The sequence below is a fragment of the Ligilactobacillus pobuzihii E100301 = KCTC 13174 genome, from assembly GCF_000349725.1.
GTDB lineage: Bacteria > Bacillota > Bacilli > Lactobacillales > Lactobacillaceae > Ligilactobacillus > Ligilactobacillus pobuzihii.
In genome coordinates this window covers 1-25,503 of record NZ_KB714695.1, presented here as the reverse complement: position 1 = coordinate 25,503, position 25,503 = coordinate 1, and the positions used below count along the sequence as shown (strand labels likewise).

24 protein-coding genes and 2 tRNA genes are annotated in these 25,503 nt (G+C 38.6%); 12 read left to right on the top strand and 14 right to left on the bottom strand.

The window, feature by feature from the left end; all coding sequences use genetic code 11:
* Window positions 1-27 precede the first annotated feature (27 nt).
* Window positions 28-843: an MBL fold metallo-hydrolase gene (locus LACPOB_RS0106150; RefSeq protein WP_017867954.1), complete on the bottom strand. Its 816-nt coding sequence runs from the start codon at window positions 841-843 to the stop codon at window positions 28-30.
* 236 nt (window positions 844-1,079) lie between these two features.
* On the opposite strand from LACPOB_RS0106150, the gene LACPOB_RS0106145 reads away from it, so the two are divergent.
* Window positions 1,080-1,928 (top strand): sulfite exporter TauE/SafE family protein, encoded by an 849-nt coding sequence (locus LACPOB_RS0106145; RefSeq protein ID WP_017867953.1) that lies wholly within the window; start codon window positions 1,080-1,082, stop codon window positions 1,926-1,928.
* Window positions 1,925-2,305, top strand: a complete 381-nt coding sequence (locus LACPOB_RS0106140; RefSeq protein ID WP_017867952.1) for a DUF1634 domain-containing protein — start codon at window positions 1,925-1,927, stop codon at window positions 2,303-2,305. Before LACPOB_RS0106145 ends, LACPOB_RS0106140 begins: the two co-directional genes overlap by 4 nt.
* 418 nt (window positions 2,306-2,723) lie before the next feature.
* Here the strand turns inward: LACPOB_RS0106140 and LACPOB_RS0106135 are convergent, their stop codons facing one another.
* From LACPOB_RS0106135 to yycF, 4 genes are all read right to left on the bottom strand, one after another.
* Entirely contained in the window at window positions 2,724-3,518 is a 795-nt protein-coding gene (locus LACPOB_RS0106135) for a two-component system regulatory protein YycI (protein ID WP_017867951.1), read from the bottom strand.
* Between the two features lie 17 nt (window positions 3,519-3,535).
* A complete protein-coding gene (locus tag LACPOB_RS0106130) occupies window positions 3,536-4,858 on the bottom strand; it encodes a YycH family regulatory protein (RefSeq protein ID WP_017867950.1) in 1,323 nt (440 codons plus the stop codon).
* Window positions 4,842-6,719, bottom strand: coding sequence for a cell wall metabolism sensor histidine kinase WalK (walK, locus tag LACPOB_RS0106125; protein ID WP_017867949.1), 1,878 nt, complete (start codon window positions 6,717-6,719; stop codon window positions 4,842-4,844). Before walK ends, LACPOB_RS0106130 begins: the two co-directional genes overlap by 17 nt.
* A gap of 125 nt (window positions 6,720-6,844) precedes the next feature.
* A complete protein-coding gene (yycF, locus tag LACPOB_RS0106120; protein WP_017867948.1) occupies window positions 6,845-7,558 on the bottom strand; it encodes a response regulator YycF in 714 nt (237 codons plus the stop codon).
* A gap of 295 nt (window positions 7,559-7,853) precedes the next feature.
* Between yycF and LACPOB_RS0106115 the strand changes: the two genes are divergently transcribed.
* Entirely contained in the window at window positions 7,854-8,714 is an 861-nt protein-coding gene (locus LACPOB_RS0106115) for a pyridoxamine kinase (protein ID WP_017867947.1), read from the top strand.
* Window positions 8,698-9,267 (top strand): ECF transporter S component, encoded by a 570-nt coding sequence (locus LACPOB_RS0106110; RefSeq protein WP_017867946.1) that lies wholly within the window; start codon window positions 8,698-8,700, stop codon window positions 9,265-9,267. The genes LACPOB_RS0106115 and LACPOB_RS0106110 overlap by 17 nt, the downstream gene beginning before the upstream one ends.
* A 112-nt stretch (window positions 9,268-9,379) precedes the next feature.
* Here the strand turns inward: LACPOB_RS0106110 and LACPOB_RS0106105 are convergent, their stop codons facing one another.
* Both LACPOB_RS0106105 and LACPOB_RS0106100 read right to left on the bottom strand, forming a co-directional pair.
* Window positions 9,380-10,219, bottom strand: a complete 840-nt coding sequence (locus tag LACPOB_RS0106105) for a glycosyltransferase family 8 protein (RefSeq protein ID WP_017867945.1) — start codon at window positions 10,217-10,219, stop codon at window positions 9,380-9,382.
* Between the two features lie 72 nt (window positions 10,220-10,291).
* A complete protein-coding gene (locus tag LACPOB_RS0106100) occupies window positions 10,292-10,777 on the bottom strand; it encodes a GNAT family N-acetyltransferase (RefSeq protein WP_017867944.1) in 486 nt (161 codons plus the stop codon).
* 91 nt (window positions 10,778-10,868) lie between these two features.
* Between LACPOB_RS0106100 and LACPOB_RS0106095 the strand changes: the two genes are divergently transcribed.
* The 3 genes from LACPOB_RS0106095 (at window position 10,869) to LACPOB_RS0106085 (ending at window position 12,730) form a co-directional block, all read left to right on the top strand.
* Window positions 10,869-11,516 (top strand): histidine phosphatase family protein, encoded by a 648-nt coding sequence (locus tag LACPOB_RS0106095; protein ID WP_225429668.1) that lies wholly within the window; start codon window positions 10,869-10,871, stop codon window positions 11,514-11,516.
* Between the two features lie 80 nt (window positions 11,517-11,596).
* Window positions 11,597-11,669: transfer RNA gene (locus LACPOB_RS0106090), tRNA-Lys, on the top strand.
* A gap of 245 nt (window positions 11,670-11,914) precedes the next feature.
* Window positions 11,915-12,730 carry a ZIP family metal transporter gene (locus LACPOB_RS0106085; RefSeq protein ID WP_017867942.1) on the top strand — a complete coding sequence of 272 codons (816 nt, stop codon included), beginning with the start codon at window positions 11,915-11,917 and terminating at the stop codon, window positions 12,728-12,730.
* 280 nt (window positions 12,731-13,010) lie between these two features.
* Here the strand turns inward: LACPOB_RS0106085 and LACPOB_RS0106080 are convergent, their stop codons facing one another.
* The 4 genes from LACPOB_RS0106080 to LACPOB_RS0106065 all read right to left on the bottom strand — a co-directional run bounded on the left by LACPOB_RS0106080 (window position 13,011) and on the right by LACPOB_RS0106065 (window position 16,971).
* A complete protein-coding gene (locus tag LACPOB_RS0106080) occupies window positions 13,011-14,021 on the bottom strand; it encodes a D-2-hydroxyacid dehydrogenase (RefSeq protein WP_017867941.1) in 1,011 nt (336 codons plus the stop codon).
* 27 nt (window positions 14,022-14,048) lie between these two features.
* Window positions 14,049-15,206: an aminotransferase class I/II-fold pyridoxal phosphate-dependent enzyme gene (locus tag LACPOB_RS0106075; protein WP_017867940.1), complete on the bottom strand. Its 1,158-nt coding sequence runs from the start codon at window positions 15,204-15,206 to the stop codon at window positions 14,049-14,051.
* 61 nt (window positions 15,207-15,267) lie between these two features.
* On the bottom strand, window positions 15,268-15,963 hold the full coding sequence (locus LACPOB_RS0106070; protein WP_017867939.1) for an amino acid ABC transporter permease: 696 nt from the start codon (window positions 15,961-15,963) through the stop codon (window positions 15,268-15,270).
* Between the two features lie 183 nt (window positions 15,964-16,146).
* Window positions 16,147-16,971, bottom strand: a complete 825-nt coding sequence (locus LACPOB_RS0106065; RefSeq protein ID WP_017867938.1) for a transporter substrate-binding domain-containing protein — start codon at window positions 16,969-16,971, stop codon at window positions 16,147-16,149.
* Between the two features lie 390 nt (window positions 16,972-17,361).
* On the opposite strand from LACPOB_RS0106065, the gene LACPOB_RS0106060 reads away from it, so the two are divergent.
* The 4 genes from LACPOB_RS0106060 (at window position 17,362) to LACPOB_RS0106045 (ending at window position 20,521) form a co-directional block, all read left to right on the top strand.
* Complete coding sequence (locus LACPOB_RS0106060) at window positions 17,362-17,961, top strand: MptD family putative ECF transporter S component (protein ID WP_017867937.1); 600 nt, start codon at window positions 17,362-17,364, stop codon at window positions 17,959-17,961.
* The gene (locus LACPOB_RS0106055; RefSeq protein ID WP_017867936.1) at window positions 17,961-18,656 is read left to right on the top strand and encodes an energy-coupling factor transporter transmembrane component T family protein; all 696 of its coding nucleotides are present in this window, start codon (window positions 17,961-17,963) and stop codon (window positions 18,654-18,656) included. The genes LACPOB_RS0106060 and LACPOB_RS0106055 overlap by 1 nt, the downstream gene beginning before the upstream one ends.
* Window positions 18,653-20,062 (top strand): ABC transporter ATP-binding protein, encoded by a 1,410-nt coding sequence (locus tag LACPOB_RS0106050; protein WP_017867935.1) that lies wholly within the window; start codon window positions 18,653-18,655, stop codon window positions 20,060-20,062. Before LACPOB_RS0106055 ends, LACPOB_RS0106050 begins: the two co-directional genes overlap by 4 nt.
* Window positions 20,063-20,448: 386 nt before the next feature.
* Window positions 20,449-20,521 (top strand) — tRNA-Lys (locus LACPOB_RS0106045).
* 323 nt (window positions 20,522-20,844) lie between these two features.
* Here LACPOB_RS0106045 and LACPOB_RS0106040 read toward each other — a convergent pair.
* From LACPOB_RS0106040 to glpK, 3 genes are all read right to left on the bottom strand, one after another.
* The gene (locus tag LACPOB_RS0106040) at window positions 20,845-21,246 is read right to left on the bottom strand and encodes a flavodoxin family protein (protein ID WP_017867934.1); all 402 of its coding nucleotides are present in this window, start codon (window positions 21,244-21,246) and stop codon (window positions 20,845-20,847) included.
* Window positions 21,247-21,330: 84 nt separating this feature from the next.
* Window positions 21,331-23,085, bottom strand: coding sequence for an FAD-dependent oxidoreductase (locus LACPOB_RS0106035; RefSeq protein WP_017867933.1), 1,755 nt, complete (start codon window positions 23,083-23,085; stop codon window positions 21,331-21,333).
* A 54-nt stretch (window positions 23,086-23,139) separates the two neighbouring features.
* Entirely contained in the window at window positions 23,140-24,663 is a 1,524-nt protein-coding gene (gene glpK / locus LACPOB_RS0106030; RefSeq protein WP_017867932.1) for a glycerol kinase GlpK, read from the bottom strand.
* Window positions 24,664-25,114: 451 nt separating this feature from the next.
* Between glpK and LACPOB_RS0106025 the strand changes: the two genes are divergently transcribed.
* Window positions 25,115-25,503, top strand: a 389-nt coding sequence (locus LACPOB_RS0106025; protein ID WP_017867931.1) for a DoxX family membrane protein, incomplete at its 3' end; no start/stop codon positions are given.

Here is a 25,503-nt window from a genome sequence, read left to right as displayed (position 1 = left end):
GTTATATCCCAGCCACTTTTCTTATTTTTAAATTACCGTTAACGGTGTGGCTTGAGTTGGATCAGTATCTAGTAACGCAAAATCATGGTCGACTGCTAGGTCATGTCCTTGCATCATCGTTTGTACAGTCATATGTGCTAATTCTTTGACGTTATTTTCCTGGCTCAGATGTCCTAAATAAATCTTTTTCGTCCGGTTACCTAAGGCTGACATCAAACCATTAGCCCCATCTTCATTTGACAAATGTCCAGTATCACTTAAAATACGTTGTTTTAATGGCCATGGATAACCACCCATTCGCAACATTTCAATATCATGATTACATTCAAATAAATAACCATCGGCATCACTGATCGTTCCACGAACTCTGTCAGAGACATAGCCGGTATCAGTGATGATCGCAAAAGCTTTGTCGTGATAATGTACTTCATAAAACTGTGGGTCAGCCGCGTCATGTGAAACACTAAAACTTTCCACGTCCAAACCATCAAGTGCTTGAACTTGCCCCGCAGGTAAAATATGTTTTTGTTCGACGGGTATCTTACCGATCCGGCTTCCCATTGCACCCCACGTACCTTCATTAGCATAAACATCCAAGCCATAGCGACGAGCTAACACACCCACACCTTTACTATGATCAGTATGTTCATGGGTCACAAATAAACTATCAACGTTTTTCAAGGTTCGTCCGATCGAGTTCATGAGTCCTTCTATTTTTTTGCCAGATAAACCAGCATCAATCAATATTTTATGTCCGGGAGTTTCAACATATGTTGCATTACCAGTACTCCCGCTGGCTAAAATACTGATTTTTAAGTTATCTTCATTTTCACTTTGAGACATTTTATGGTGATCCCTTTCTTGAAGTTTCCGCTTTCTATACTAACAGTTTACTCATCTTTTTTCCAACTTCACTGATCGACTTGAGCATTTTTACCGCGATATTGTACCAGAAATTTAATCACCATTCACTTGCCGTAAGCACTCAATCATTGCTCCACATAGTCTTTCATGTATAATGAAACTATTATCCTGCTACGGATAATTTTTGCAGCAATAATTTGAAAGGAAGAAATACTTTGATCAATTCAATTCTGATATTGGCCGGAGTCGGGCTTTTCGCCGGCATCTTTGGTGCGATCTTCGGCATCGGTGGCGGTATGATCGTGACTCCGATCATGACGATCGCTCTTGGCTTAGATATCAAATACGCGATCGGCGCTAGTGTGATCTCAGTGATCGCCACTAGTTCAGGTGCCTCGATCGCATATTTAAAAGACGATATGTTAAACCTGCGTGTCGCTATGTTCTTAGAGATCGCTACAACTGTGGGGGCGATCTTAGGTGCGATTTTGACAGGTGTCTTACCAGCTAAAGTACTCTACGTTTTATTTGGGATGTTGCTAATATTTTCATCATGGAATATGTTACATAAGTTGCGGACCAGTAAGAAAGACGCGGAAGATACGGTGCCAGATGAACTGTCTGAAAAGTTAAAGTTAAACAGTACTTATTATGACCAAGCAAACAAAAAACAAGTCGATTATAAAGTTTCCAACGTTCCTGGTGGATTTTCGATGATGTTTGGTGCAGGCTTAGCCAGTGGCTTACTTGGTGTCGGTAGTGGGGCTTTCAAAGTGATCGCGATGGATACGATCATGAAGATGCCGCTCAAGCCTTCCAGTGCAACTAGTAATTTAATGATGGGTGTTACGGCGGCCGCTAGTGCAACGGTTTATTTCTTTAATGGTTCTATCAAACCAGAGATCGCCGCACCACTTGCGATCGGTATTTTACTCGGAGCGACGATCGGTTCACGCATCATGCAACATCTGCAAGCCACGCTTTTGCGCAAAATCTTTATTCCGGTACTGTTTTTGATCGGATTACAAATGTTCCTTAAAGGATTTGGGGTGAACTTTGGATGACAGATGAAGAAAAAAAGAAACATGATGAGATGACCGAGATCGAATTAGTGATCGGTCATGTCTTACGTATCGGCGTTATTACTTCAGCTGTTGTGATCATTATTGGCTTAGTCTTAGCTTTGATCACAGGTGAAACTGGCTATCCTGCTGGAACTTTTCCGACGACTTTTGCTACTATTTTTCAAGGAGTAGCTGCCTTTAAGCCTTTTGCCATCATCATGTTAGGCTTATTCCTGCTAATTTTAACACCCGTATTGCGAGTCGTAGTTTCGATCTATGCTTTCGCTAAAGAAGGCGACAAACTTTATGTTTGGATCACAGTTATCGTATTGGTGATCTTAGTTTTTGCGATGTGGATCGGTTATATCGGCAAATAAACATTTCTATAATAGCTACTAACTAAGAGCGGGACAAAAGTCGTTTTGAAGCCGGTATGTAACGTCGTTTACGCTATTTTTGGCCGTAGCAAAGCGCAGGACAGGAATGGCGTAAATGGCATTAAATTGAGGACTCAGAATTTTGAAACGCGTTTATGCTATAAAAATTACAGGCGATAATTTGATTATTTTTGGCATAAAAAGAGGCTGGAACATAACTAGCTGTGCGATACTAAAAGGGCCGTAGATTTATCCCATTTAGGTTAAATCTATGGCCCTTAAACGTATTCCAAAAAAATTGAAGCCTTACTGTAACAGTGATTGCATTATTCTGGTCCTTCGCTTTGCTACGACCCAAAATAACACAATCGTCGTTACAAATCGGCTTCAACTCACTCCCGTTTTTATCGAGTCTACTTTACTCCATTACTGCTCCGTTAAACGCATTTATTCTACGATAAATTGTACTACCCTCTGTCTTGACCGCGAAATTCCACGCTGGGATGTAGACTGTGCTCCCATTGACGCTCAATAATTTGGTGTAACCTAACTTACCCCATTTGACCTTAGAGTTTGCAGGCAACTTATTATACTGATACAACCAAATCAATGCTCGCTTTTGACTGATTGTTTTTTTCTTTTCACGTAAAATCTCAATGTCTTGCAAATAAGTTTGCGAATAACCTATGACATAACCATTAGAAATATTAAATTTCAGCATTCCTTCCTCAGAAGATAATCTCTCTCCATATACTACTTGTGTATAGACCACTTCATTTTTACTCGAAAAATTCGGCTCGTACTGATATTTATTACCTTCCACTACCAATGAGCTATTCTTGATCACTTCGTCTAATGTTTTTTCAGGTTGGTCACTATTACTTAACTTGATTTTTTTATCAAAAGTTACGCTTAATTTCTTATCATGCTTAGAATATTCGGCCTTATTTTCACCCAATTGATCGATTTTTGTCGAAAGATAATCATCGTTTGGATTGGCGATGTAATAACCAGCTTCTTCTTTGGTCGATAATTTTTTAGGATAACTGATCTGGTCATCTTTCAAACTGCGTAAAACTGACGTCGTAGTCCTAATATCACCTGTATCTTTTTCAGTTTCAACTCCATTTTGGTTATAGTATGCACCAATCAAGAAAATATCCAAGGCGATAAAGGCAATTAAAAAGATCCACTCAATTCTTCTAAAATTCAATCTCTTCCCGCCTTTCTTTAGGATACTTTACCATCTAAAACACTCTGATAGTCGACCCAACTGCCGTTATATTGCACAAAATAAGTTGGGATCAAATCAATTACCTGCTTAGATGAGCCATTGACCTCAGAACGATAACCGATTCGAATACTCTTAATTTTTTGTTTTGAGATCCCACTTTGTACCAATTTATTTATGATGTCTTGCGTTGGCGGCAATTCAACAGAATCTTTCTCAGCGGGAACTGGGATCTGCAAGGAATATAGCGAAAATCCAATCCGTTCTCCGCCTGTACCGGCTAATTTAACATGATAGGTCCCATAATTATTATCTGCTAAGATCGGGAAAGCATTAATGTAAGTCCGGTAAGTCAACTGATGGTCGTTATGATTATATTCATCATAACGGACGTCATCTAACAATCTTCCTGTGTCTTGCATTTTTTTAAAGCCTTGCGAGAGATCTTGCGAAACGGAAGTATCTTTAGCAGAATCACGCGAATAATTTGAATAGTTAATGTCTCCAGTATCATTTTTTACTGCTATTCTTTGCCCAGAATTATCAAAATAAACTGTTTCTTGATCTTCACGTCGCGAATTGACTGAAGCATTACTTGCTCCCATTAAACGAGTTACAAAGGTGCTGGCATTATCCTTATTGGCTAAATAACTATACTGTTGGACTCTCACCTTAGATGAATAAAAACTCACATACTTGCTGTTCATACGTTTTAATTGAACAGGGGTTTGCTCGACTTGATTTGAAGAGACGATTTTTTGCAAGTTATGATATTTACCCTTTTTTAATACCAAACGAGTAGCCTGATAGTTACGATCATTTAGTAGATAGATCCGTGGGCGTTTCGACAACTCGATCCCTATCCTATCAAATTTCTTTCCTCGTAATATTTTCGGAGGGTTTTTCACTAATTCTTTCAGTTGAGTAGGAGCGACATCATCTGGAAAACCCATGAGAACCATTCGATCACGCTTTAAAAGATTTTCATAACGCTTTGCGGATAACTTTTTGACACTACCAATCGATTCAACATCCCAAGTCTTGACGTCTTGCCGGGCACTCTCGATCAAATCAATTTTAGAACTTGATTGCCGAAAACTTTGCCCATTTTTGTTATAAATAATACTTGTTGGTTGATAGACATCCTCCATGCTTGTCTTGGAAGCATCTTCGGACACTGCATTTTTCTTTTCTGTGCTTTGGCTATTTTTATTATTATTTTGTAAATACGTTGGATTGACCCACAGGACTGCGGTCAAGCACACACTCAAAACAACTGCGATCCCTAAAGCATAATGAAGAACATTATCCTTGATCTTCATTCCACAGATCCTCCTCTTTGTATTCTTCATATGGCAAAGTAATATAGAAAGTTGAACCTTTGCCTTCAACTGATTCGACCCAGATTCGGCCATTATGCATCTCGATCACTTCACGTGAAATAGCCAAACCTAAGCCTGTGCCGCCTTGCGCCCTAGAACGCGCTTTATCGACCCGGAAGAAGCGATTAAAGATCCGACCAACGTCTTTTTTCGGAATACCCAATCCTTGGTCTGTGATACTCAATAAGACGTGTTCATGTGTTTCAACTAAACGACAAGTGATCACGCCGCCATCGGGCGAGTACTTGATCGCATTATTCATAATATTATCGATCACCTGAATAAATTTATACGGATCGACTTCGACCCACAGATCACGTTGCGTAAACTCACGTTTGATCGAATAATTTTTAACTTGTTTTTCTTTATCATCATTCGAATCATTTTTGATCATCATATCAAATCGATCCAAAATATAAGTGTATAACTCATTCAGGTTAACTAATTCTAAATCAAGTTTGGCAGTACCAGAGTCCATTCGTGAGAGACTCAATAGATCATTGATCATACGGATCATGCGATCAGTTTCGTCTTGAGTAACCTTCAAAAACGAAGGTGCTACTTCAGGATCTTTCCAGGCGCCATCATTTAGAGCCTCAATGTAAGATCGCAAACTAGTCAACGGTGTCCTTAACTCATGTGACACATTAGAAACGAATTGCTTACGGTCATGATCGATTTTTTGTTGTTCCGTAATATCATGTAACACACAGACTAAACCAGAAATAAACCCAGATTCACGCTGGATCAAAGAAAAATAAGCATTTAAAACTTGGTCACGGCCCTGATCAGACATGTCTAAATAGATCGTGTCTTTGTTTTCCAACAGATCTCTTAAGGTATAATCTTCGCGGATACCTAGCACATCTAAGATAGACCTACCTTTAACTTTATCAGCTGAGGAGACATCCAAAAACTGTGCAGCCATATCGTTAATAATCGTGATATTACCTCGGCGATCAGTCGCCAAGACACCATCTGACATATGTGTCAGCACTGAATCAAGTCGCCTTCGTTCTGATTCAGACTGCTCACGAGATTCTTCCACACGCACTGATAAGTTATTAACTGCTTGAGCCAACTCACCCAATTCATCATCACCATAAACATGCACGTGTCCAGAATAATTACCATTCGCAATTTTTTCGGTTTGCCTTTTCATTTCATCTATCGGTCGCGTGATCGCTCGCGAGATCAAAATAGCTAAGCCCATCCCGATCACTGTCGCAACGATCGCCGCTGTCGCAAAGATCAACGTGACCCCATCGATCGAATCATAAACTGACTCCAAGTCAGCCCGCAAATAAACCGCACCGACTAGCGTGTTATTATTGCCCCCTGAGCTAAATAATGGCGTGATCGAAACATAGTAATGCTTTTCATCAGCACGATTATAAGTAGTTTCACTAAAAGAACGACCGGAATACAATACACGCTTGACACGACTATCTGTCGTTTTTTGACCTACGATCGCATGTCCATTAGCGCTTGTTTCACCCCGAATATTTCCCTTGGCATCCACCACTTGGACATCGGCAATATTTTGATTATTATTTCCCGTCAAAGCGGTATTGATCTGACGGTCAGCTTTATCAGAATTTGCCGTGCTCAGGCTTTTGATCAACGAATTATTAACATACGGCGTCAACTCAACTCTTTGTTTGAAAGCCTTTAAATTTTCGCTCTTTAGCCTTTGTACAAAGACTGCTCCAACGATTTGAAACGCTAGTAACAGTAATAACACAAATACTAAAGCTATTTTAAAATGAATGGATTGAAAAAAACGTAACCTTTTTTTCACTTTTCTCTCCTACAATATATATCTAACCGGTAAAAATAGAAAACGCTAGCTGTATTTCTACTGCCAGCGCTCAAAACATGCTCAGATTCGATCACTCTGTAACTGACTGACCTTTGAGCTAAAATTTAATCTGTTTCTGGATTTCTCAAATAATAGCCCACGCCGCGACGAGTTACTAACCACACGGGTCGACTGGGATTATCTTCGACCTTTTCACGTAAACGGCGCATCGTGACATCAACAGTCCTGACATCACCAAAATAGTCATAACCCCAGACAGTCTGCAACAAATGTTCTCGTGTCATAACTTGGCCCATATGTTTTGCCAAATAGTTCAAAAGTTCAAATTCACGGTGAGTCAATTCGATTTTCTCGCCGTGACGTGAAACTGTGTATGAATCAGGATGGATCGTCAAATCCCCGATCACAATGTCACTATTTTCTTCTTTTTCTTCGTTTTGCGTGACCTGTGCCACAGTATTTTGCCGACGTAAATTAGCCTTAACACGCGCAACTAATTCACGGTTAGAAAATGGTTTAGTGACATAATCATCGGCACCCATCTCAAGTCCTAAGACTTTATCGATCTCAGTGTCTTTAGCTGTTACCATGATGATCGGCATTTCATGAGTCTTACGGATCTCTCGGGCAACTTCTAAGCCATCGATCTTAGGCAACATCAAATCTAAAATGATCAAATCAGGATCTACTTCTTCAACTTGCTTGATCGCATCTTCGCCATCATAAGCTACATAGACATCGTAGCCTTCTTTATTCAAATTAAATTTAATGATATCAGAGATCGGCTTTTCGTCATCTACCACTAAAATTTTTTTCATGTCAAAAGTCCTCCTTGGTGAGTTCTTTCACCACTCTTTTTTGCTTTCGAATACTTACAGGTAATGACGCTTTTACCCCCTAAAAAAATAGTTACTTAAAGCGTCACTCCATTGTATTATAAACCAGTCCTAACATTATTCCAAATATTAAAGATCTTAGTCGCTTTCAAAAAGGGCCTGTTTTATTTTTTGTCACTTAAATATATTAAGGGCACGTCTTTTCTTCTCCTTTTCTAACGAAAGGTGCTATACTCAAGGGTAAAATAATTAATACCCAAGAGAGGGGGAACAATTTTTGCAAAAAAACATCTTAGTTAGTCAAGATCTATCATGTTACGGCCAGGTCTCACTGCAAAGTGCTTTACCACTTTTAAGCAGTAGTGGTGCAAACGTTAGTGTTTTACCCACAGCCTTATTATCAACACATACTGGCGGGTTTAAAGATAATACATATTTAGACTTAACTTCAGAAATGGCCGCTATCGTTTCGCATTGGCAAAAACTTGATCTGCATTTTGACGGAGCATACTTAGGTTATTTAGGCCTTAGTCCACTGCAGTATCTGTACAAAAATTTGTCGACATTGTTGAAAAATAATGCCTTAGTTTTGATCGACCCGGTTATGGGCGATAACGGGCAACTTTATTCTGGATTCGATGAAACATACGTCACAGCAATGAAAAAAATAGTTTCACAGGCACAAATTTTAACACCTAATTTAACAGAAGCAGCTTTCTTGCTAGATGAGCCAGATTTGATCACTGGCGGGATTCCAGCCGCCAAAATTGCTCTAGACAAATTACGTGAGCAATACCAGATCCCCACTATTTTGATCACGGGGATCGCATTAACTGATCAGCAAATTGCAGTCGTAGGTAATAACGGCAAGCAGATCTGGACCGAGATTCGTCCCCGTTTTCCAACCAGTCATTTCGGTACAGGTGATATATTTGCAGCTGCGCTTTTTACGGGTCTGATGTATGATTTATCTGCAAAAAAGGCTTGTAGTGCAGCGATGGACCTATTACAAACGGCAATTTTACAACGGCAAAAGAGCACTGATATCGATGCTCGGATCGGGCTCAATTATTCAGTGGCACTACCTGATTTTTTAAATCACATAACACAAGGAGAAAAACATGATAAAAGACAATAAAAATTCTTTACGAGCCATCATACTAACTGGCTTTTTTGCAGCAATTATTTATATCGGGATCTGGGTCTTACGTATTCCGATACCCGCACTAGTCGGTCGACCTTTTATTCATTTCGGCAACACCTTGACTGCAGTTGCAATTTTATTTTTAGGTTTAAGAAATGGCATGTTAGCCGGTATCATCGGTCTAGGGGGCTTTGATATATTAAACGGCTATGCCGCTACTTCTTGGCTAACAATGCTCGAAGTCGTAGTCGTAGCCTTTGTGATCACAGGCATGCTTAAAGCATTTAACTACCAGGATACTAAAAAAAATATCATTATTATTGCTATCGTCACTGGTATCACTAAAATCTTTACTACTTACTGTGTTTCACTAGTTGAAGCCTTAATGGCCGGTTCATTTTTAAAAGCCGCCTTAATTGCTTCGTTTGTCAGTCTACCGGCGACTGTCGTCAACTCGATCTCAACGGCGATCTTGACACCGATTTTATATTTCTTCGTCAAGAAGGTATATACTTCCTTACGTAAAAATCCCAACAAATCATATTAAGAAATAAGAAGAGACTCGGACAAAACTAGCTGTCCAATCCTAAAAGAGAGAGCGGGACAAAAGTCGTTTTGAAGCCGGCTTCAAACCATCTTTTGTCACGCTCTCTTATTTTTTATCTTCGGCCAACTTTTTCAAACATAATTTTTTGATATTTATAATACTCATCGCGCCATGGACTGACATACTCTCCTTGCGTGATCCAAGGTTTGCTAAATCCAGTATAATGAATAAGTGTTGGGTCTTTTAGCGCCACTGTAGCTGCTTGTCGCTGTTTAGGGTCCAGGCTTTGTTTTTCATGTCTCATCAACGGTGACTGCACATTATATTTAGGATTCAGTGGTTTCCACTGATCAGCTAATACAGCATTTAAGGTATCTTGATCTTGAAAAGCAATAATATCACTATGGTCTCGCATATATTTTTGAGCTTGAGCCGTGATCTGATGTTCGTTCCATTTTTTAGTATCGATCAACAATAAACCAGCATTAAAATAAAACGGGAACTGATGCTTGACGCCTAAAATATCTAACCGATCCACGTACATTTGTGACTCAACAGCACCAATAATATTATCATGCAACTCATTGTGGAAAAGGGTACTGATCTTTCCACGACAAATCATATCACAATCTAAATAAAGCAAGCGTGGACGGTCAACTAATTTAGGAAATTCCAAACGATAATAAGTGTTTTCTTTGATCACTGATCGGGGCGACACAACATTGGCCCCATGATATACTCCTGCAAAATCATTACCTAAAAAAATAATTTCCTGACAATTAGGATAAATATGCGTTAAAGAATCCAAGCGTTTCTTGTCGGTATCTGTTAGTTCATCATCAATAATATTGAACCTAAACTCTTCAGCAGGATTATTTTCTAACAAGGAAACATAACTTGTTAGCAAAACATCCGTAAATTCACTATCCGTGGTTGAGGCGATCTCTATCATTTTTTCGCTCCTTTCTTGAAACACCCCTTTTATTCTAAAGAGAAGCGCTTACTTTGTGTAGAGGGGGGCATTCTATATTTTCTTTTCTAACCAAACATCACAAGCATTATGCTGTGTACCACTTTTAGAATGAGATAGTTTTACAAATCCTAGATGTTCGTACAAAATTAAAGCTTCTGACATATTAGACAAAGTTTCAATATATAAGGAAGAATAACCTAACTCACGTGCTGTAGTTTCAGATAACTGTACGAGTCTCTTTCCAATTCCTAAGCCGCGGGTTTGCGGCAAGAGATATAATTTTTGAACTTCAGCTGTCCCCAGATCATCAAACTGTGCCACACCACAACCACCAACCACTTGATCATTAATAGTTACCACCCAATACTTTCTACTTGGGGCGGCATAATATTTAGACAGCTCACCTAATTCTGGATCATAATAAGCTGTCCCTGGCAAATCGTCATGATATTCTTTTAAGACACTTTGAACGATCTCCTTGATCAAAGGATCATCTTGGCGTGTTAATTCTCTGATTTGAATTTCTCTTTCAACCATAAGTTCAACTCCCATCATTGTTAGCAATATTATACTATAGTAAATTCACGAGTAAAATCATTTGATAATGTTATAATGAAAGCAAATTACAATGATCCTAGAAAGAAAGGTCTTAGACATGCGTTTTTATTTCGTCCGACACGGTACTACTATTAACAATCAAAACCACACTTTCAACGGAGGTGGCGTCGACCCAATCTTAACAGATGCAGGGCAAAGAGAAGCTTATCGGTTAGGAAAAACACTAGCTACTGTTAATTTTGACGTATGCTTTTCATCCCCATTAAAGCGTGCGCAAAAAACTGCTGAGTTAGTCCTTCAAGCAAATACACGAACCATCCCGCAAATTAAAATCTTACCAACTTTAACAGAAATGGATCTGGGCAAATGGGATGGTGTCGCTATCGATGATTTAAAAAAAGACTCTCAAATTGAAAACTACTTTTATGCACCTGACCGCTTTAATGGACATCTGATCCAAGCTGAAACATATCAAGATGTAAAAAAACGTGCTTACAAAGCTCTACAAGAAATTTGTTCACAAGTCGCTTTTAACCAGAATATTTTAGTAGCTAGCCACGGTTTATTATTGACGACACTACTCAATTCTTTGTGTGATGTTCCATTACATGACATTCGTAAAGATGGCTTAGTTCCAACGTCTAGTGTAACTATCTTCGAATCGAGCGATGGACAAGATTTTCACTTAAAGAAATGGGCAATCAAGCCTTTAAAATAGTAAAACAGATTTGTTTTAAAAAAAGACTTGTTTTTTCCATTTAATATTGGCATAATGAGAGGTGGTTATTTTAATGGTTTGGGCGGCTAGCTCAGTTGGTAGAGCAACGGACTCTTAATCCGTGGGTCCAGGGTTCGAGCCCCTGGCCGCCCATTGGGTGCCAAACCCACGAGAAGCAGAATTGTTGGTGCGAAATGCATTTGGAAAACAAATCTGGCTTCTCTTTTTTTTGTCCAGTTATTTTTCATTTATATATCAGCTACGTCAATTTTTATTTTTAAACTAGCCTAATTTTTTTATTGCCTTTAGTAAAAAATAGTAGACTATACCTTAATTTGTTTGTTATATTGTGATTAAAAGACAGTACGTTTTAATCACTGACATTAGGAGGCGATCTTATGTTAACTTGGTTTGCTGAGGCAAACCCTATCATTCAAGCTACATTAGCCGGGGTCTTTACTTGGGGATGTACGGCTGTCGGTTCGGCAATCGTATTTTTATTCAACGATGTTAACCGTAAATTGCTAGACATCATGAACGGTTTTGCGGCCGGTATCATGATTGCAGCCAGTTTCTGGTCATTACTTGCACCATCGATCGACTACGCTCAATCAGGTGGTTATGGCAAATGGGCCTTTGTACCTGCCGTTGTTGGTTTCTTAGTCGGCGGGATCTTTTTACGAATCATTGACTTAGTAGTCCCGAATATGGACTTTGCTAGTAAAGAAGGTGTTGAAGGTCCTAAAACTTCTCTTTCTCCAACTACGCTATTATTTCTCGCTATCACTATTCATAACTTTCCAGAAGGATTGTCTGTCGGAGTAGCTTTTGGGGCTGGGGGTATGGGCTTAAGCTCAGCTACTTTACAAAGTGCTTTGATTTTAGCCTTAGGTATCGGGATCCAGAACTTACCTGAAGGTTCCGCCCTTTCAATGCCGATTAGATCTGGCGGTTCCAGCAAGGGACATGCTTTCAACTTGGGCCAAGCCAGTGCATTGGTTGAGATCGTCGGAGCAACTTTAGGTGCTTGGTTAGTTACTCAAGTTACGATCATCTTACCTTATGCCTTATCTTTTGCCGCTGGAGCAATGATTTTCGTTTGTGTCGAGGAACTCATTCCAGAATCACAAAACAATGGTAACAACGATGTTGCTACTTTAGCATTACTCGCTGGTTTTGCTTTAATGATGGCACTTGACGTTGCATTAGGTTAGAAATTATTGAACTTAAATAATAAAGCATACTTTAGAATGCACAATTAGCAATATAAAGAGGCTGGGACAAAACAATATCCCAGCCTCTTCTTTTGATAAAAATAATCAAATTATCGCTTATAATTTTTATAGCATAAACGCGTTTCAAAAGTCTGAATCCTCAATATCATGCCATTTACGCCATTCCTGTCCTACGCTTTGCTACGGCCAAAAATGGCGTAAACGGCGTTACATATTGGTTTCAAAACGACTTTTGTCCCGCTCTCTTTATTATTAATTTTTAATCTTCTATTGGTAACCGGATCTCGTGTAAACTATGTTTGCCATTAATAATACTCAAAGCATCTGCCAGTGAGATCTCCACCATATTTTTAACTGCAATATCAGTGTAAAAACCAATGTGAGGACTAACAGTCACATTATCTAGCTTTAATAATTCATCCAACCACTGATTGGGTTGTTGTTTTTTGGAGAAATCCTTACTGAAAATATTGGCTTCATTTTCGATCGTATCGACCCCGGCGGCTGCGATCTCTTTATTTTTCAATGCTAATAACAGGGCAGACGTGTCAACTACCGCACCACGAGAAGCGTTAATAAAAATGGCCGAAGATTTCATTGATCGAAAAACATCTTGATCGACCATATGATATGTTGAATCTAGCAATGGTGTGTGCATTGTAATAATATCTGCTTGTTCAAACACAGTTTGATGATCCACATATGTCAAAACACTATTTAATTCTGGCCGATGAATTGGGTCGGCTGCAATGACATTTGCACCTAAAGCCTTAAAAACCCGAGCAACCTCACTGCCGATCTTACCCGCGCCGATGATTCCGACTGTCAATTCATGAATTTCACGCGCTTGTAAATTATCCCAAGTAAAGTCATTATGACTTTCTCGCTGTGTTGCTACATTCAAATGACGTAATAACCACATAGTGTGCGCTAAAACAAGTTCAGAGACCGAGCGTGGTGAATAAGCGGGAACATTAGTGATCTTAATATCATTAGCGGCCGCCTCTTTTAAATCGATCGTTTCATAACCAGTTGTTCGTAAAGAAATTTGTTTGATGCCAAACGAATGGAGCTTTTGATACACTACTGGATCATCGATCAAATTATCTTGCTGAGTCAACACACCATCGTACCCTTTGGCTAAATCAACTGTTTCAGGCGTAATAGTTTCCTGATTTGCATCGATTTTAATACCCGGATGGTCTTTTTCCCATTGTTTGATCACATCTACTTCATCTTCTAATGAATTAAACATCAATAGTTTCATCACTTACAAATTCCTCCCTTATTTCACAACCTAATGCTTGCTAAAATCTAACTTTTTAAATCCGTCCACCGCTTTTTGTAATTGGTCCATCCCTTGAGTAGCAGCAATTCGAATAAAACCTTTTCCTGCTTGTCCAAATGCTTGCCCAGGAATTACCAAAATACCTGCTTTTTCTAACAAATAATCACTGAATTGTACATCATCCATGCCTGAACCTGAAATATCTAAAAATAAGTAAATACTACCTGCCACAGGAATCGTTTTAGCCCAGGATAACCGGTTTAATTCTTCACCTAAATAAGCCAACCGTTTGCCGAATTCATCTTGTAACGGAGCACTCAATGACCTTTCATTTTGTAGGCCATAACTACCGGCAGATTGAGCCATACTTGGTGCAGTGTAGGCCACTCCTTCATTTAATAAACCAGCGGCATCAACGACTGCTGTTGGCCCTAACAAATAACCGATACGAAAACCCGTCATAGCAAAAACTTTAGACAGTGAACCTGTCACTAATGTCCGACCTGGGGCCATATTTTCCAACGGAGTAAATTCATGATTATTAAAAACATACGGCCAATATACTTCGTCGGCAATTAAATACAGATCATATTTTTCTGCCAAATCAGCAATATCTTGTAAGGTCGACTTATCATAAACTGCTCCGGTCGGGTTATTAGGAGAGTTAACTAAGATCACCTTAGTTTTACTAGTGATCGCAGCCTCAATATCTTCTTTTTGTGGTTCAAAGTTATGTTCTTCTTTGCACGTCACAAAAACTGGAGTAGCATGGAATTGTTCGACTTGCACTTTATACGGAGAAAAATAAGGTGAAAAAATAATCACTTCATCTTCTGGATCAAGTAAAGCACCAAAAGCTAAGTCAGTTGCATGGCTCGCTCCATCAGTTGCACGAACATTTTCCAGTTTATAATTAGAACTAAACTTTTGATTATGAAAGTTAACGATTGCTTGTAAATATTCAAGATCTCCATTCGATGCAGTATAGTGTGTTTTACCATTCAACATCGCCTGCGTTGTTGCATCAATAAGTGGTTTAGGTGTCGTCATATCCGGATCTCCGATTGAAAGGTCAATGACATTTTCCATTAATGAGGCCGTTTTACCGATTTCAGCCATAATATTTTTTTCGGGAGTCTGAAATAATCGTGCAACTGGTTTTACCATATATTTTCTCCTCTAAAAACTTGCGTTCGGTTGTGTTACAACCAAGCCTTCCTCTTTACTACTAACCATTTTGTTCTGTAATACTATATTTTTTACCCATTTTCTTTTCAAAAATCCCTAAGATCCAGGCCATCACTGAAGTCAAGATCCAATAAATCAAGGCAGCTACCAGTAGCGGCGCAATGTAATCATATAAAGTACCGCCGACACCTAGTGCCTGCGCAGTAACCTCTTGTACCCCGATATAAAACAAAACTGAAGATTCCTTGATCAAAGTAATAAATTCATTGCCTAAAGCAGGTAAAATGTTCCGAACTGCTTGTGGTAAAACGATTGAAAACAAAGCTGTCTTTTCACTCATTCCTAAGGACAGTCCTGCTTCCATTTGTCCAGTCGGCACCGAAATAATACCGGAACGGAAAATTTCAGACGTATACGCAGCTGAATTCAAACCTAAAGCAATTGAACCAGGAATTATCCGATCAAGTCCTGATCCTAACACCTGGACTTGTGAGATCTCTATGCCCTTCGATAGTGAATAATAGATCAACATAACTTGGATCATTGAGGGAGTTCCCCGAACGATCGAAACATAGATCCGTGAAATATACTGCAAAACTTTAAACCTAGACCTTCTTAGTAATACTAAGAGTAGCCCTAAAACGATCCCTAACAAAATACCGATGATCGAGATGATGATCGTTAATCCTGTCCCTTGTAAAAATAATTTATAGTATTGTCCTAAAAAATCAAACATATTGTTCCTCCAAACCATTAAGCGAAATTGTGATCTTATTAGACTTCAAAGTCTTAATTTCTTGATCTTACATCCAACCTATATACAAAAAGACTATAAAGCATTCATATTTGAACGGTCTATAGTCTTTTAGGTCTTCCCAGTTTTGCTGGACTAATTCCATGCAAACAACTATTTACAAACCTATTCTTTTTCTGACTGTAGAGTTTGTGCCTTATCCAACATCTTGTCTAATTCCCCACTCTTCTTTAAACCAGCAAGTATCTTATTGATTTTCTTGTCTAATTTCTTGTCTGATTTTCTTGTGGCAATGTTAATATTTTGGAGATCCTTAGGAGTATCTAACTTGGCTGGAGCAATTTCATAGTCATTCGGGAATTTCTTGACATAATCAGCAGCAACCGTATTTTCAACAACCACTGCATCTAGCTTGCCCTTCTTTAACTCAGTAGTTAATGAAGGCACTTTGGATTCAGAAACGACATTAGCACCTTTCATTTGCTTTTTAGCGATCGTTTCTTGGGTTGTTGTTTGTTGGACACCAACAGTCTTGTTTTTAAAATCAGTGCCTTTTTGCTTGTACTTATTAGCCTCGCCTTTTTTTACTAAAGCTTGATTTTGCACTTCGAAATAACTGTCTGAAAAACCTACCTGTTTTTTACGTTCTTTAGTTGAAACCATCCCTGCCATAACGATATCAACTTTATTATTCTTTAATTCAGAAACAAGTGATGGGAATTCTGTATTAACGACCTTAAGCTTAACACCTAATTTATCCGCAATTTTTTGTGCAATAAATACATCATAACCGACAACTTTCTTTTTTCCGTCCTGTACGATCGGGAATTCAAATGGTGGATAATCTGCCGATGTCCCCATAACTAAAGTTTTCTTATCCTTAATGTCCTTCACACTATTATCAGCATCCTTTTTACCGCAAGCAGTCAAAGTCACACAAAAGATTGCTAAAAACGCTAGTAATATGTAAATTTTCTTTTTTCCTTTCATTGGTCAACAGCCTCTTTCATCTATTAAATTTTATCTTGTCTTTAATTTCTATGTTGACAAGCATACTGTATTTTATTTCATATTTCAACCCATTTTTGATTATTTATGCAGGTTAATCCAAAATATATTCATTTTTTCCAATAAAGAAGCATAAAAATGACTTAATCCTGTCCAAATGAATATAAATGTCCCTCACAAAACACACAACTGTTGTGTTCAATTAAAAAGGTTCATTTTTACCGTGCACAGCATCAACGCATATTTGCCAAATTGACTATTTATTAAAGCAGTTAGTATACAATTAGCGATGAACTTTGTTTACTATCATTTAATCAGTAATTATCGTATAATTAGCTAATAAAATATAACTACATATCATCGGAGGTAACTATGAACAGAAATAAAATTATACATATTCCAGATTTAATTTCGATCGGCATCTACAGTGCCCTATACTTTATCTTGGTAGGAGTAGCTGAAATGCTAGTCGTAGTGATCGTACCCGGCTACTCTTACTCCTATTCTCCGGCGATGTCGGCCTTAATGACCGGAGCAGTCTTTATGTTGATGGTCGCTAAGGTTCCTAAATTTGGTGCAATTACGATCATGGGTAGCGTCTTAGGTCTCTTCTTTTTCTTAAGTGGCCTTTTTCCATTTGCTCTAGTGCCAAGTGTGGTCGCTGCGGTATTAGCAGACGTGGTCGCCTATATTTTTAAATACAAAAGCAAAATTGGTTTATTACTTAGTTATGTGATTTTTTCCTTCAACACGACTGGTCCGATCATTCAATTACTCTTTAGTCCGGATAGCTATGTAGCTAATTTAAAGGAACGCGGCAAAGATGCCTCATATATTCAAAACGTATTCGAAAGTATTTCTAATTATACTGGTGCCCTTGCTTTTGTCTCACTTATCATTGCAGCGATCATTGGTGGTCTATTCGGTCAAAAAATGTTGAAAAAGCATTTCATAAAAGCAGGGATCGTCTAATGAAGTGGCGATTTGACCCGCGAACTATTCTTTACTTACTGATCATTTCTCAACTTGTGTTATTTTTGGATGGCAGTATCTTAATGGAGATCATTACGGTCATTATTTTAATAATACCTTTTTTTCTTACACGCCAGCTTTACTGGGGCATCGGGATCTCCATGATTTATATATTACAGTTACTGGCCACATTTTTCTTATTACCAAAGATCACGTCTCCCATACTTCTTTACCCGCTTTCAATGGTTTCCAACGGTTTTAGGGAGCTGATCCCTGGTATGATAGTCGGTATTTACGCCATCAAATTCACCTCTTTGGGTGAATGGATCAGTTTATTCAAAAAATGGCATTTTCCCAAATTCTTTACCATTACTTTTGCAGTTTTCTTTCGTTTTTTCCCCACAATTCAACAAGATTACCAGCAAATAAGAAATGCAATGGCCTTTCGTGGAATTGAACGTGGTGTTCTCTCATTTATTAAACAACCACGACAAACCTTTGAATTTATTTTGATCCCTTTATTAATGAATGCCAGTCAGGTCGCACAAGATTTAACGATCGCCGCTTTAACTAAGGGCTTAAGTATGCCAGGTAAACAAACATCATTGATTCAACTACAAATGACCAAATTTGACTATATTTACCTAACAGCAAGCACACTTCCCCTTATTTTTACTCTAGGAGGTTTTTTATGACAGCCCAGGCAATTAAAAGTACCAAAGCTTCATTTCAATTTTTACACACAGATAACTTTTTTTTAAAAGAAATAAATTTAGCCGTACATCCTGGAGAGTGCGTGTTGATCTGTGGGAAAAGCGGGAGTGGGAAAACGACCTTTAGTCGCTTGCTGAATGGGTTAGTCCCTAATTATATCGAAGGAGAACTGACAGGAGAGGTCAAAACTTATAATTTGAGTGCGGGCAAAACCTCGATCAAAGACTATGTACAAGTTGTTGGGAGTGTTTTTCAAAATCCTAAAACACAACATTTTACCGCCAATACGAGTTCGGAACTAGCCCTTCCTCTCGAAAACATCGGGATGGCACCTGAAAAAATAAACAAAAAAGTCACAGAAACAGCTCAAAAGTTTCATATTGAACACTTATTAGACCGTGATATTTTCAGTTTGTCGGGTGGAGAAAAGCAACAAATTGCGATGGCTTCAGCGACCGTCTTAGACCCTCAAGTGCTCGTACTTGATGAAGTTAGCAGTAATTTAGACCAAGAGGCGATCAGTTGTTTACAAGAAAATATCAAGCAAAAAAAAGCAGATGGTACCACCATTATTTTGACAGAGCACCGTTTAGCTTGGACACTAAACTTCGTTGATCGTTATGTATTATTCAATAGTGGTCAAGTCATAAAAGAATGGACAAATGCGGAGTTTAGAGCATTAAGCAATAACAAACTTGCAGATTTAGGGTTACGAGCAACTGATCTGTCGAGTAAAAAACAAGCCATCGAGAAGAAAAAACAAATTCATCAAGACTTTAAAAATGACTACTTGCTCCACACCGAAAATTTAACCATTGGTTATAAAAAAACAACTGTCCAAACCAATTTAGGAATCGGGCTTGACCCCAATAAAATCATCGGGATCACAGGAAAAAATGGTGTTGGTAAAACCACTCTGGCTAACACGCTGACCGGTCTGTTAAAACCACTGGGAGGAAAAATCTTGTGGCAGGAAAAACTGATTTCTGCTAAAGAATTACGGAAAAAAAGCTTCTTAGTTATGCAAAATACTAACTATCAGCTGTTTAGTGATTCCGTTAATGAAGAAGTCTCATTAAATGCCAAACACCCTGAATGGAAGGAAAAAGTATTGGAGCAGCTAAATTTAACTGCTTTGGCAAAGCGCCACCCAATGAGTTTATCAGATGGGCAAAAGCAACGTGTAGCAATTGCATCAGCCCTTTTATCCGGCAAAAAATTACTTATTTTTGATGAACCGACCAGCGGTTTAGATTATACAAATATGCAACGCTTTGGTACATTGTTGAGAATGTTAAAACAAACTGATGTGATCATTGCGATTATTACTCATGACGTAGAGCTTGCCGCGGACTGGTGTGATGAAATCATCCCACTTAAACAATAAAAACGACCGCTTAAACTTTAAAATACTCAGCTTTTAACTAGCAAACACCTACACAGTCTTATCTACGGCAAAACAATTTATCAATAGACGATCACCATTACATTGAATATTCTATTGAATATTCTGAAACACTGAAAATTGTATGCATCCTGAGGGGATATTCTACCAACGTAGACACGATAATAAGTATATGTCCGAAATCGCTTATTCAGCTCTTAAAAGCAAGTATAATAAATGTATAAGTTGAACAGTATTGACATGTACCAAAATAATCATGCAGATCGCTGACCCTAGCCCATTTTTTTATACTTGAATGCAAAAAAAGCTTGCATTCATTTCAATTTATTGCTAATATAATTATTGTTGGTGTTACGTAAAACACTCATGGGCGGCTAGCTCAGTTGGTAGAGCAACGGACTCTTAATCCGTGGGTCCAGGGTTCGAGCCCCTGGCCGCCCATCACTTAAAGCGTTTAGCAGTAAGTACGATTTAATTTTGTACTTACTGCTTTTTTAATATCCTTTTTCAGTCAAAAATGGGGCTGGGACAAAACTAACTGTCCAACCCTAAAAGGGCCGTCGGTCTATCCCATTAAATGGGGTAAACCGACGGCCCATAAATGTGTTACAAAAGATTGGAGCCCAACTGTAACAACGATTGCGTTATTCTAATTTCTCGCTTTGCTACGACCCAAAATAACGCGATCATCGTTACAGATCAGCTTCAAAACATCTTTTGTTTCACTATCACCTTTAAAGTGTTGTCAGAAAAATTTTTAGTCCTTATTTACTTGTTGCAGAAACAAATTTATCTACTTCTTCAAGTTGGCTATCGTTTAATTCAGCCTTGATCTTAGGAGCAAAGCCATGTAAGAACATTGATTCTTTTCCGATTTTAACTCCACTTTCTTTCAAAGCAGCCGTTAATTCTCTTTTGATCGAGAAAACACCACCGGAAGTTCCAAACATATAGACTTCACCAACTTGCTGTGGATCAAGTTGAGCAGCAAAATCTTTTAATTCTGCGTACATCTTTCCGTGAACTGCCCCACCAAGATAAAGTTTATCAACTTTTGCTGGAAGAGGTTCCTCAACAGAATCAGCCTTAACACCTAATTTTTCGCCTAAAAGGTCTGCAACCTTTTTTGTATTACCTGACTTCGAACAATACCTAATTGCAACCAATTAATTATCCACCTTTACCTAATGATTTCTCAAATCACAAATTTCTCTCTATCATAAAATCACTCAATTATTTGAGTTAAATAATTATTTTCCAGCCTTAACCTTTGCTTTCAAATCGACTAATTCAGATTCGTTAATTACATCGTCTAATTCTTTTTGTTGACGTGCTATTTCTTCATCATCCCAGTCGAAGTATTTAGCCATTTCTTTTATAACAGCTGGCACAACTTTGTCCAAACTATCATCTTTAAATAGAATATGGTATGTCCGACGCATGAGGTAATCAACTGGTGATAATGTCATTTCTTCATCAAGTGAGTAATTTAAAGCAGCAGTTTCTGCCAAGCTTAAACCTTCTGTTGGTTGGAGAACTTTGGCACGTTGGAAAATGTTGCGAGCATTTGAACCATAAAGACTTGCGATCTCATGTGCTTCATCTTTAGACAAACCAACTTTAACACCTTCCTCGGCGATCTTATCCAAGGCATCTTCAGCATGGTCTGAATCGAAGTCCCCACCAGAAACTTTGATCTCTGCAGAGTCTTTCAATTCGAAATCTTCATTGAATGAGTTGCTCAACGTATCAACGACCATGTCCATAGCACCGTTAGCCATTACACGATAGTCTGTTAGTTTACCACCAGCTAATGTGATCAAACCATCGTCCGCCTTTGTCAAGGAACTACCACGAGAAACTGCGGATGGGGCTGATGTATCGCCAGCGTCACTAGCACCTGAAACTGCATCAACTTCTTCTTCGCCTTCATCGTCAGCAGCAACCAATGGACGGATACCTGCCCAACTTGATTCAACGTCATCAAGTGTCAAATGAGCACTTGGATATTTTTTGTTGATAATGTTTAACAGATAATCAACGTCTGACATATCTACCTTAGGATTTTCTAAATCACCTTCGTAGTCAGTATCAGTTGTTCCGAAGTAGGTCTTACCTTCCCGTGGGATCGTAAAAATCATACGACCGTCATCTGTACCTGAACCAAAGTATGTTGGCTGTGGAACACTCAATCTTGATTGATCAACAACTAAGTGAATACCTTTTGTTGGGCGCATTTGTGATTTCTTAGAACTCTTAGAATCTGTTGCACGAACTTCGTCAGACCATGGACCGGCCGCATTGAGCACAACGTTAGCTTTAATATCAAATTCTTCGCCTGTTAAGAGATCTTTAACACGAGCTCCTCTGACCACACCGTTATCATCATGCAAAACTTCGATACATTTAATACGGCTAAGCATTACTCCGCCTTCGTCATGAGCCTTCTTGATGTTTTCCAGTACCAAACGTGAGTCATTGTTTTGGTAATCCAAGTAAACGCCAGCACCCTCTAAGTTTTCTGGGTTTAATTGCGGTTCACGCTTCAAGGCTTCATCCTTGTCGATAGTATAGTTAGCATATCTGGTCAATGGAGAGTCGCCTTCGATACCTGCCAAATGATCATACAGATCCATCGCAACTTTTACAGAAAACATTGTAAATGTTGTACCTTTTTCATCATAGATAGGTAGTAACATTGGGTCTGCCTGTGTCATATGTGGAGCAATGTGTTGTACAACAGCACGTTCTTTAACTGTATCTGAAACAACTTGAACATCAAAGTTCTTCAGATAACGGATACCGCCATGGACCAAACGAGTTGAGCGTGAAGATGTCCCTGCACCAAAGTCTTGCATATCGATCAAGGCCGTCTTCATACCAGCTGCACTTGCTTGAAGCGCAACCCCAGCACCTGTAATACCACCACCAACGATCAACAAATCAAGCTGTTCGTTTTTTAAATTAGCGATTTCTTGCTTTCTTGTTTCGATTGAAAATGACATAAAGTTCTCTCCTTTATATTATATAATTTTAATTTTTAAAATATTTGTTTCCTGTTATTGATTTTCCTCATCAGAATATGGCTCGAATGAGAAAGTTTGTGCTGCAGAGACCGCAGACTGCCAACCTGAATATAATGTTTCTCGTTCAGCAGCTTTCATTTCAGGCTTAAAGAGCTTACCACCTGTTTGAATCTTCTTGATCTCGTCAACACTGTTCCAAAATCCGATACTTAAACCAGCTAAGAATGCTGCACCTAAAGCTGTTGTTTCAAGGTTAGCGGCCCGATCGATCTCAGTTCCTAAAATGTCAGCTTGGAATTGCATGAGATAATTATTGTTAGCGGCACCACCATCGACTTTTAGCTTAGGTATCTCGATCCCTGTATCTTTTTGCATCGTATCAACTACATCGCGACTTTGATAGGCTAATGATTGTAAAGTTGCCTTAATAAAATCGTTCCGTGAAGTCCCTCGTGTTAAGCCAAATACCGCACCTCTAACATCTGAATCCCAGTACGGAGCACCTAAACCGGTAAAAGCCGGTACCACGAATACTTCATTATTGCTGGAAGAATCATTTGCTGCTTGTTCTGATTCTGGTGCATCTTCAACCATTTCCATTTGATCACGTAACCACTGAATAGCTGAACCAGCTACATAAATACTACCTTCAAGCGCATAGTTGACCTGGCCATCGATGCCATATGCAATCGTTGTCAATAAATTGTTAGCTGAAAGTTTTGGCTTGGTACCTGTATTCATAACTGTAAAAGCACCTGTACCATAAGTGTTTTTAACCATTCCTGGTTCAAAAGCTAACTGCCCGACTAAAGCAGATTGCTGGTCACCAGCCATACCTGAAATTGGAACTTGACTACCATAGAAGTGGTAATCGATCGTATTTCCGTAAACTTCAGAGTTAGAACGAACTTCTGGCAACATAGTTGCTGGAATGTTTAACAGATCTAGGATCTCGTCATCCCATTTTAAGTCGAAAATATTAAATAACATTGTCCGACTTGCATTAGAATAATCAGTAACGTGAGCTCTACCACCTGTTAGTTTCCAGACAAGCCAAGTATCGATCGTACCAAACAACAACTCACCATTTTCTGCTCTCTCTTGAGCTCCAGGTACCTGATCTAAAATCCAACGGATCTTAGTAGCTGAGAAATATGCATCAGGGATCAAACCAGTTTTTTCGTGGATCATATCCTTATATCCATCAGCGATGATTTTATTGGCTAATGGGGCAGTCTGACGTGATTGCCAAACAACTGCATGATAAATCGGCAGTCCAGTTTTCTTATCCCAGATCACTGAAGTTTCACGCTGGTTAGTGATCCCAATTCCTGCGATTTGATCTGGTTTGATACCAGAATTGATAAAAGCGTTTGCAATTGTCGACTGAACCGAATTCCAAATTTCGTTTGCATCATGTTCTACCCAACCAGGGTTGGGAAAATATTGTCTAAATTCTTTTTGGGATTCTGCAACTTTTTGGCCGTCATGATCAAAAATGATCGCACGGGTACTTGTTGTACCTTCATCGATCGCTAATAAATACTTCTGAGCCATAATGTTTCCTCCTTGTATACACACTCACTAACGAAATCATGTCCAGACATTTTTCGCTAAAAGTTTTAACTCCCTTTCACAATCATTATTGTACACGTCGCTTTAGGAAAACGGTAACATTTTATTGTTTTTAATCATAACTTAAGGTTATAGCTAAAGCATAAATCTCTTTAAATAAGCCATCAAAAGCATAATGTATAATTTTTATATATTGTGGATAAAATTTTTTCAAAATCTTTTATCCTTACTGAATTAAAAAAATAAATTTTTTCACAAATAAATAAAAAGTTATTAATTTCCTTTAACACCAGTCTTTCCATCCCAATTGGTCACCGATATTTCATTCAAAATAGCAATTGTAATAATAAATTTATATTTTGTTAAATCATATTGTGTGCTACTATAATTTTGTAACAGCAATTTATTTTAATTTATTTAGGAGGAATTACTTATGGTTAAATGGTTACGCAGTAGTAAAAGTGGTATGTGGGTGATCACAGTTATTCGTTTATGGTTAGGTTTCCAATGGTTGATGGATGGTGTTGGTAAGGTCACTGGCGGCTTCAGTGCTAAGGGCTTTGTTGCAAACGCTATCGCCAATCCTGTTATGGATCCTCACGGTGCACAAGCTGTGGGCTGGTACACACCTTTCTTAAAGAGTTTTGTTATGCCTAATATCAATGTTTTCAGTTTCATGGTTGCCTGGGGTGAATTGTTAGTTGGTCTTGGTTTGTTACTTGGTACTTTAACCACAGCCGCTGCCTTTTTTGGAGTTGTGATGAACTTTGCATACTTATTTGCTGGCACAATTTCTACTAACCCAACTTATGTTCTTTTGGG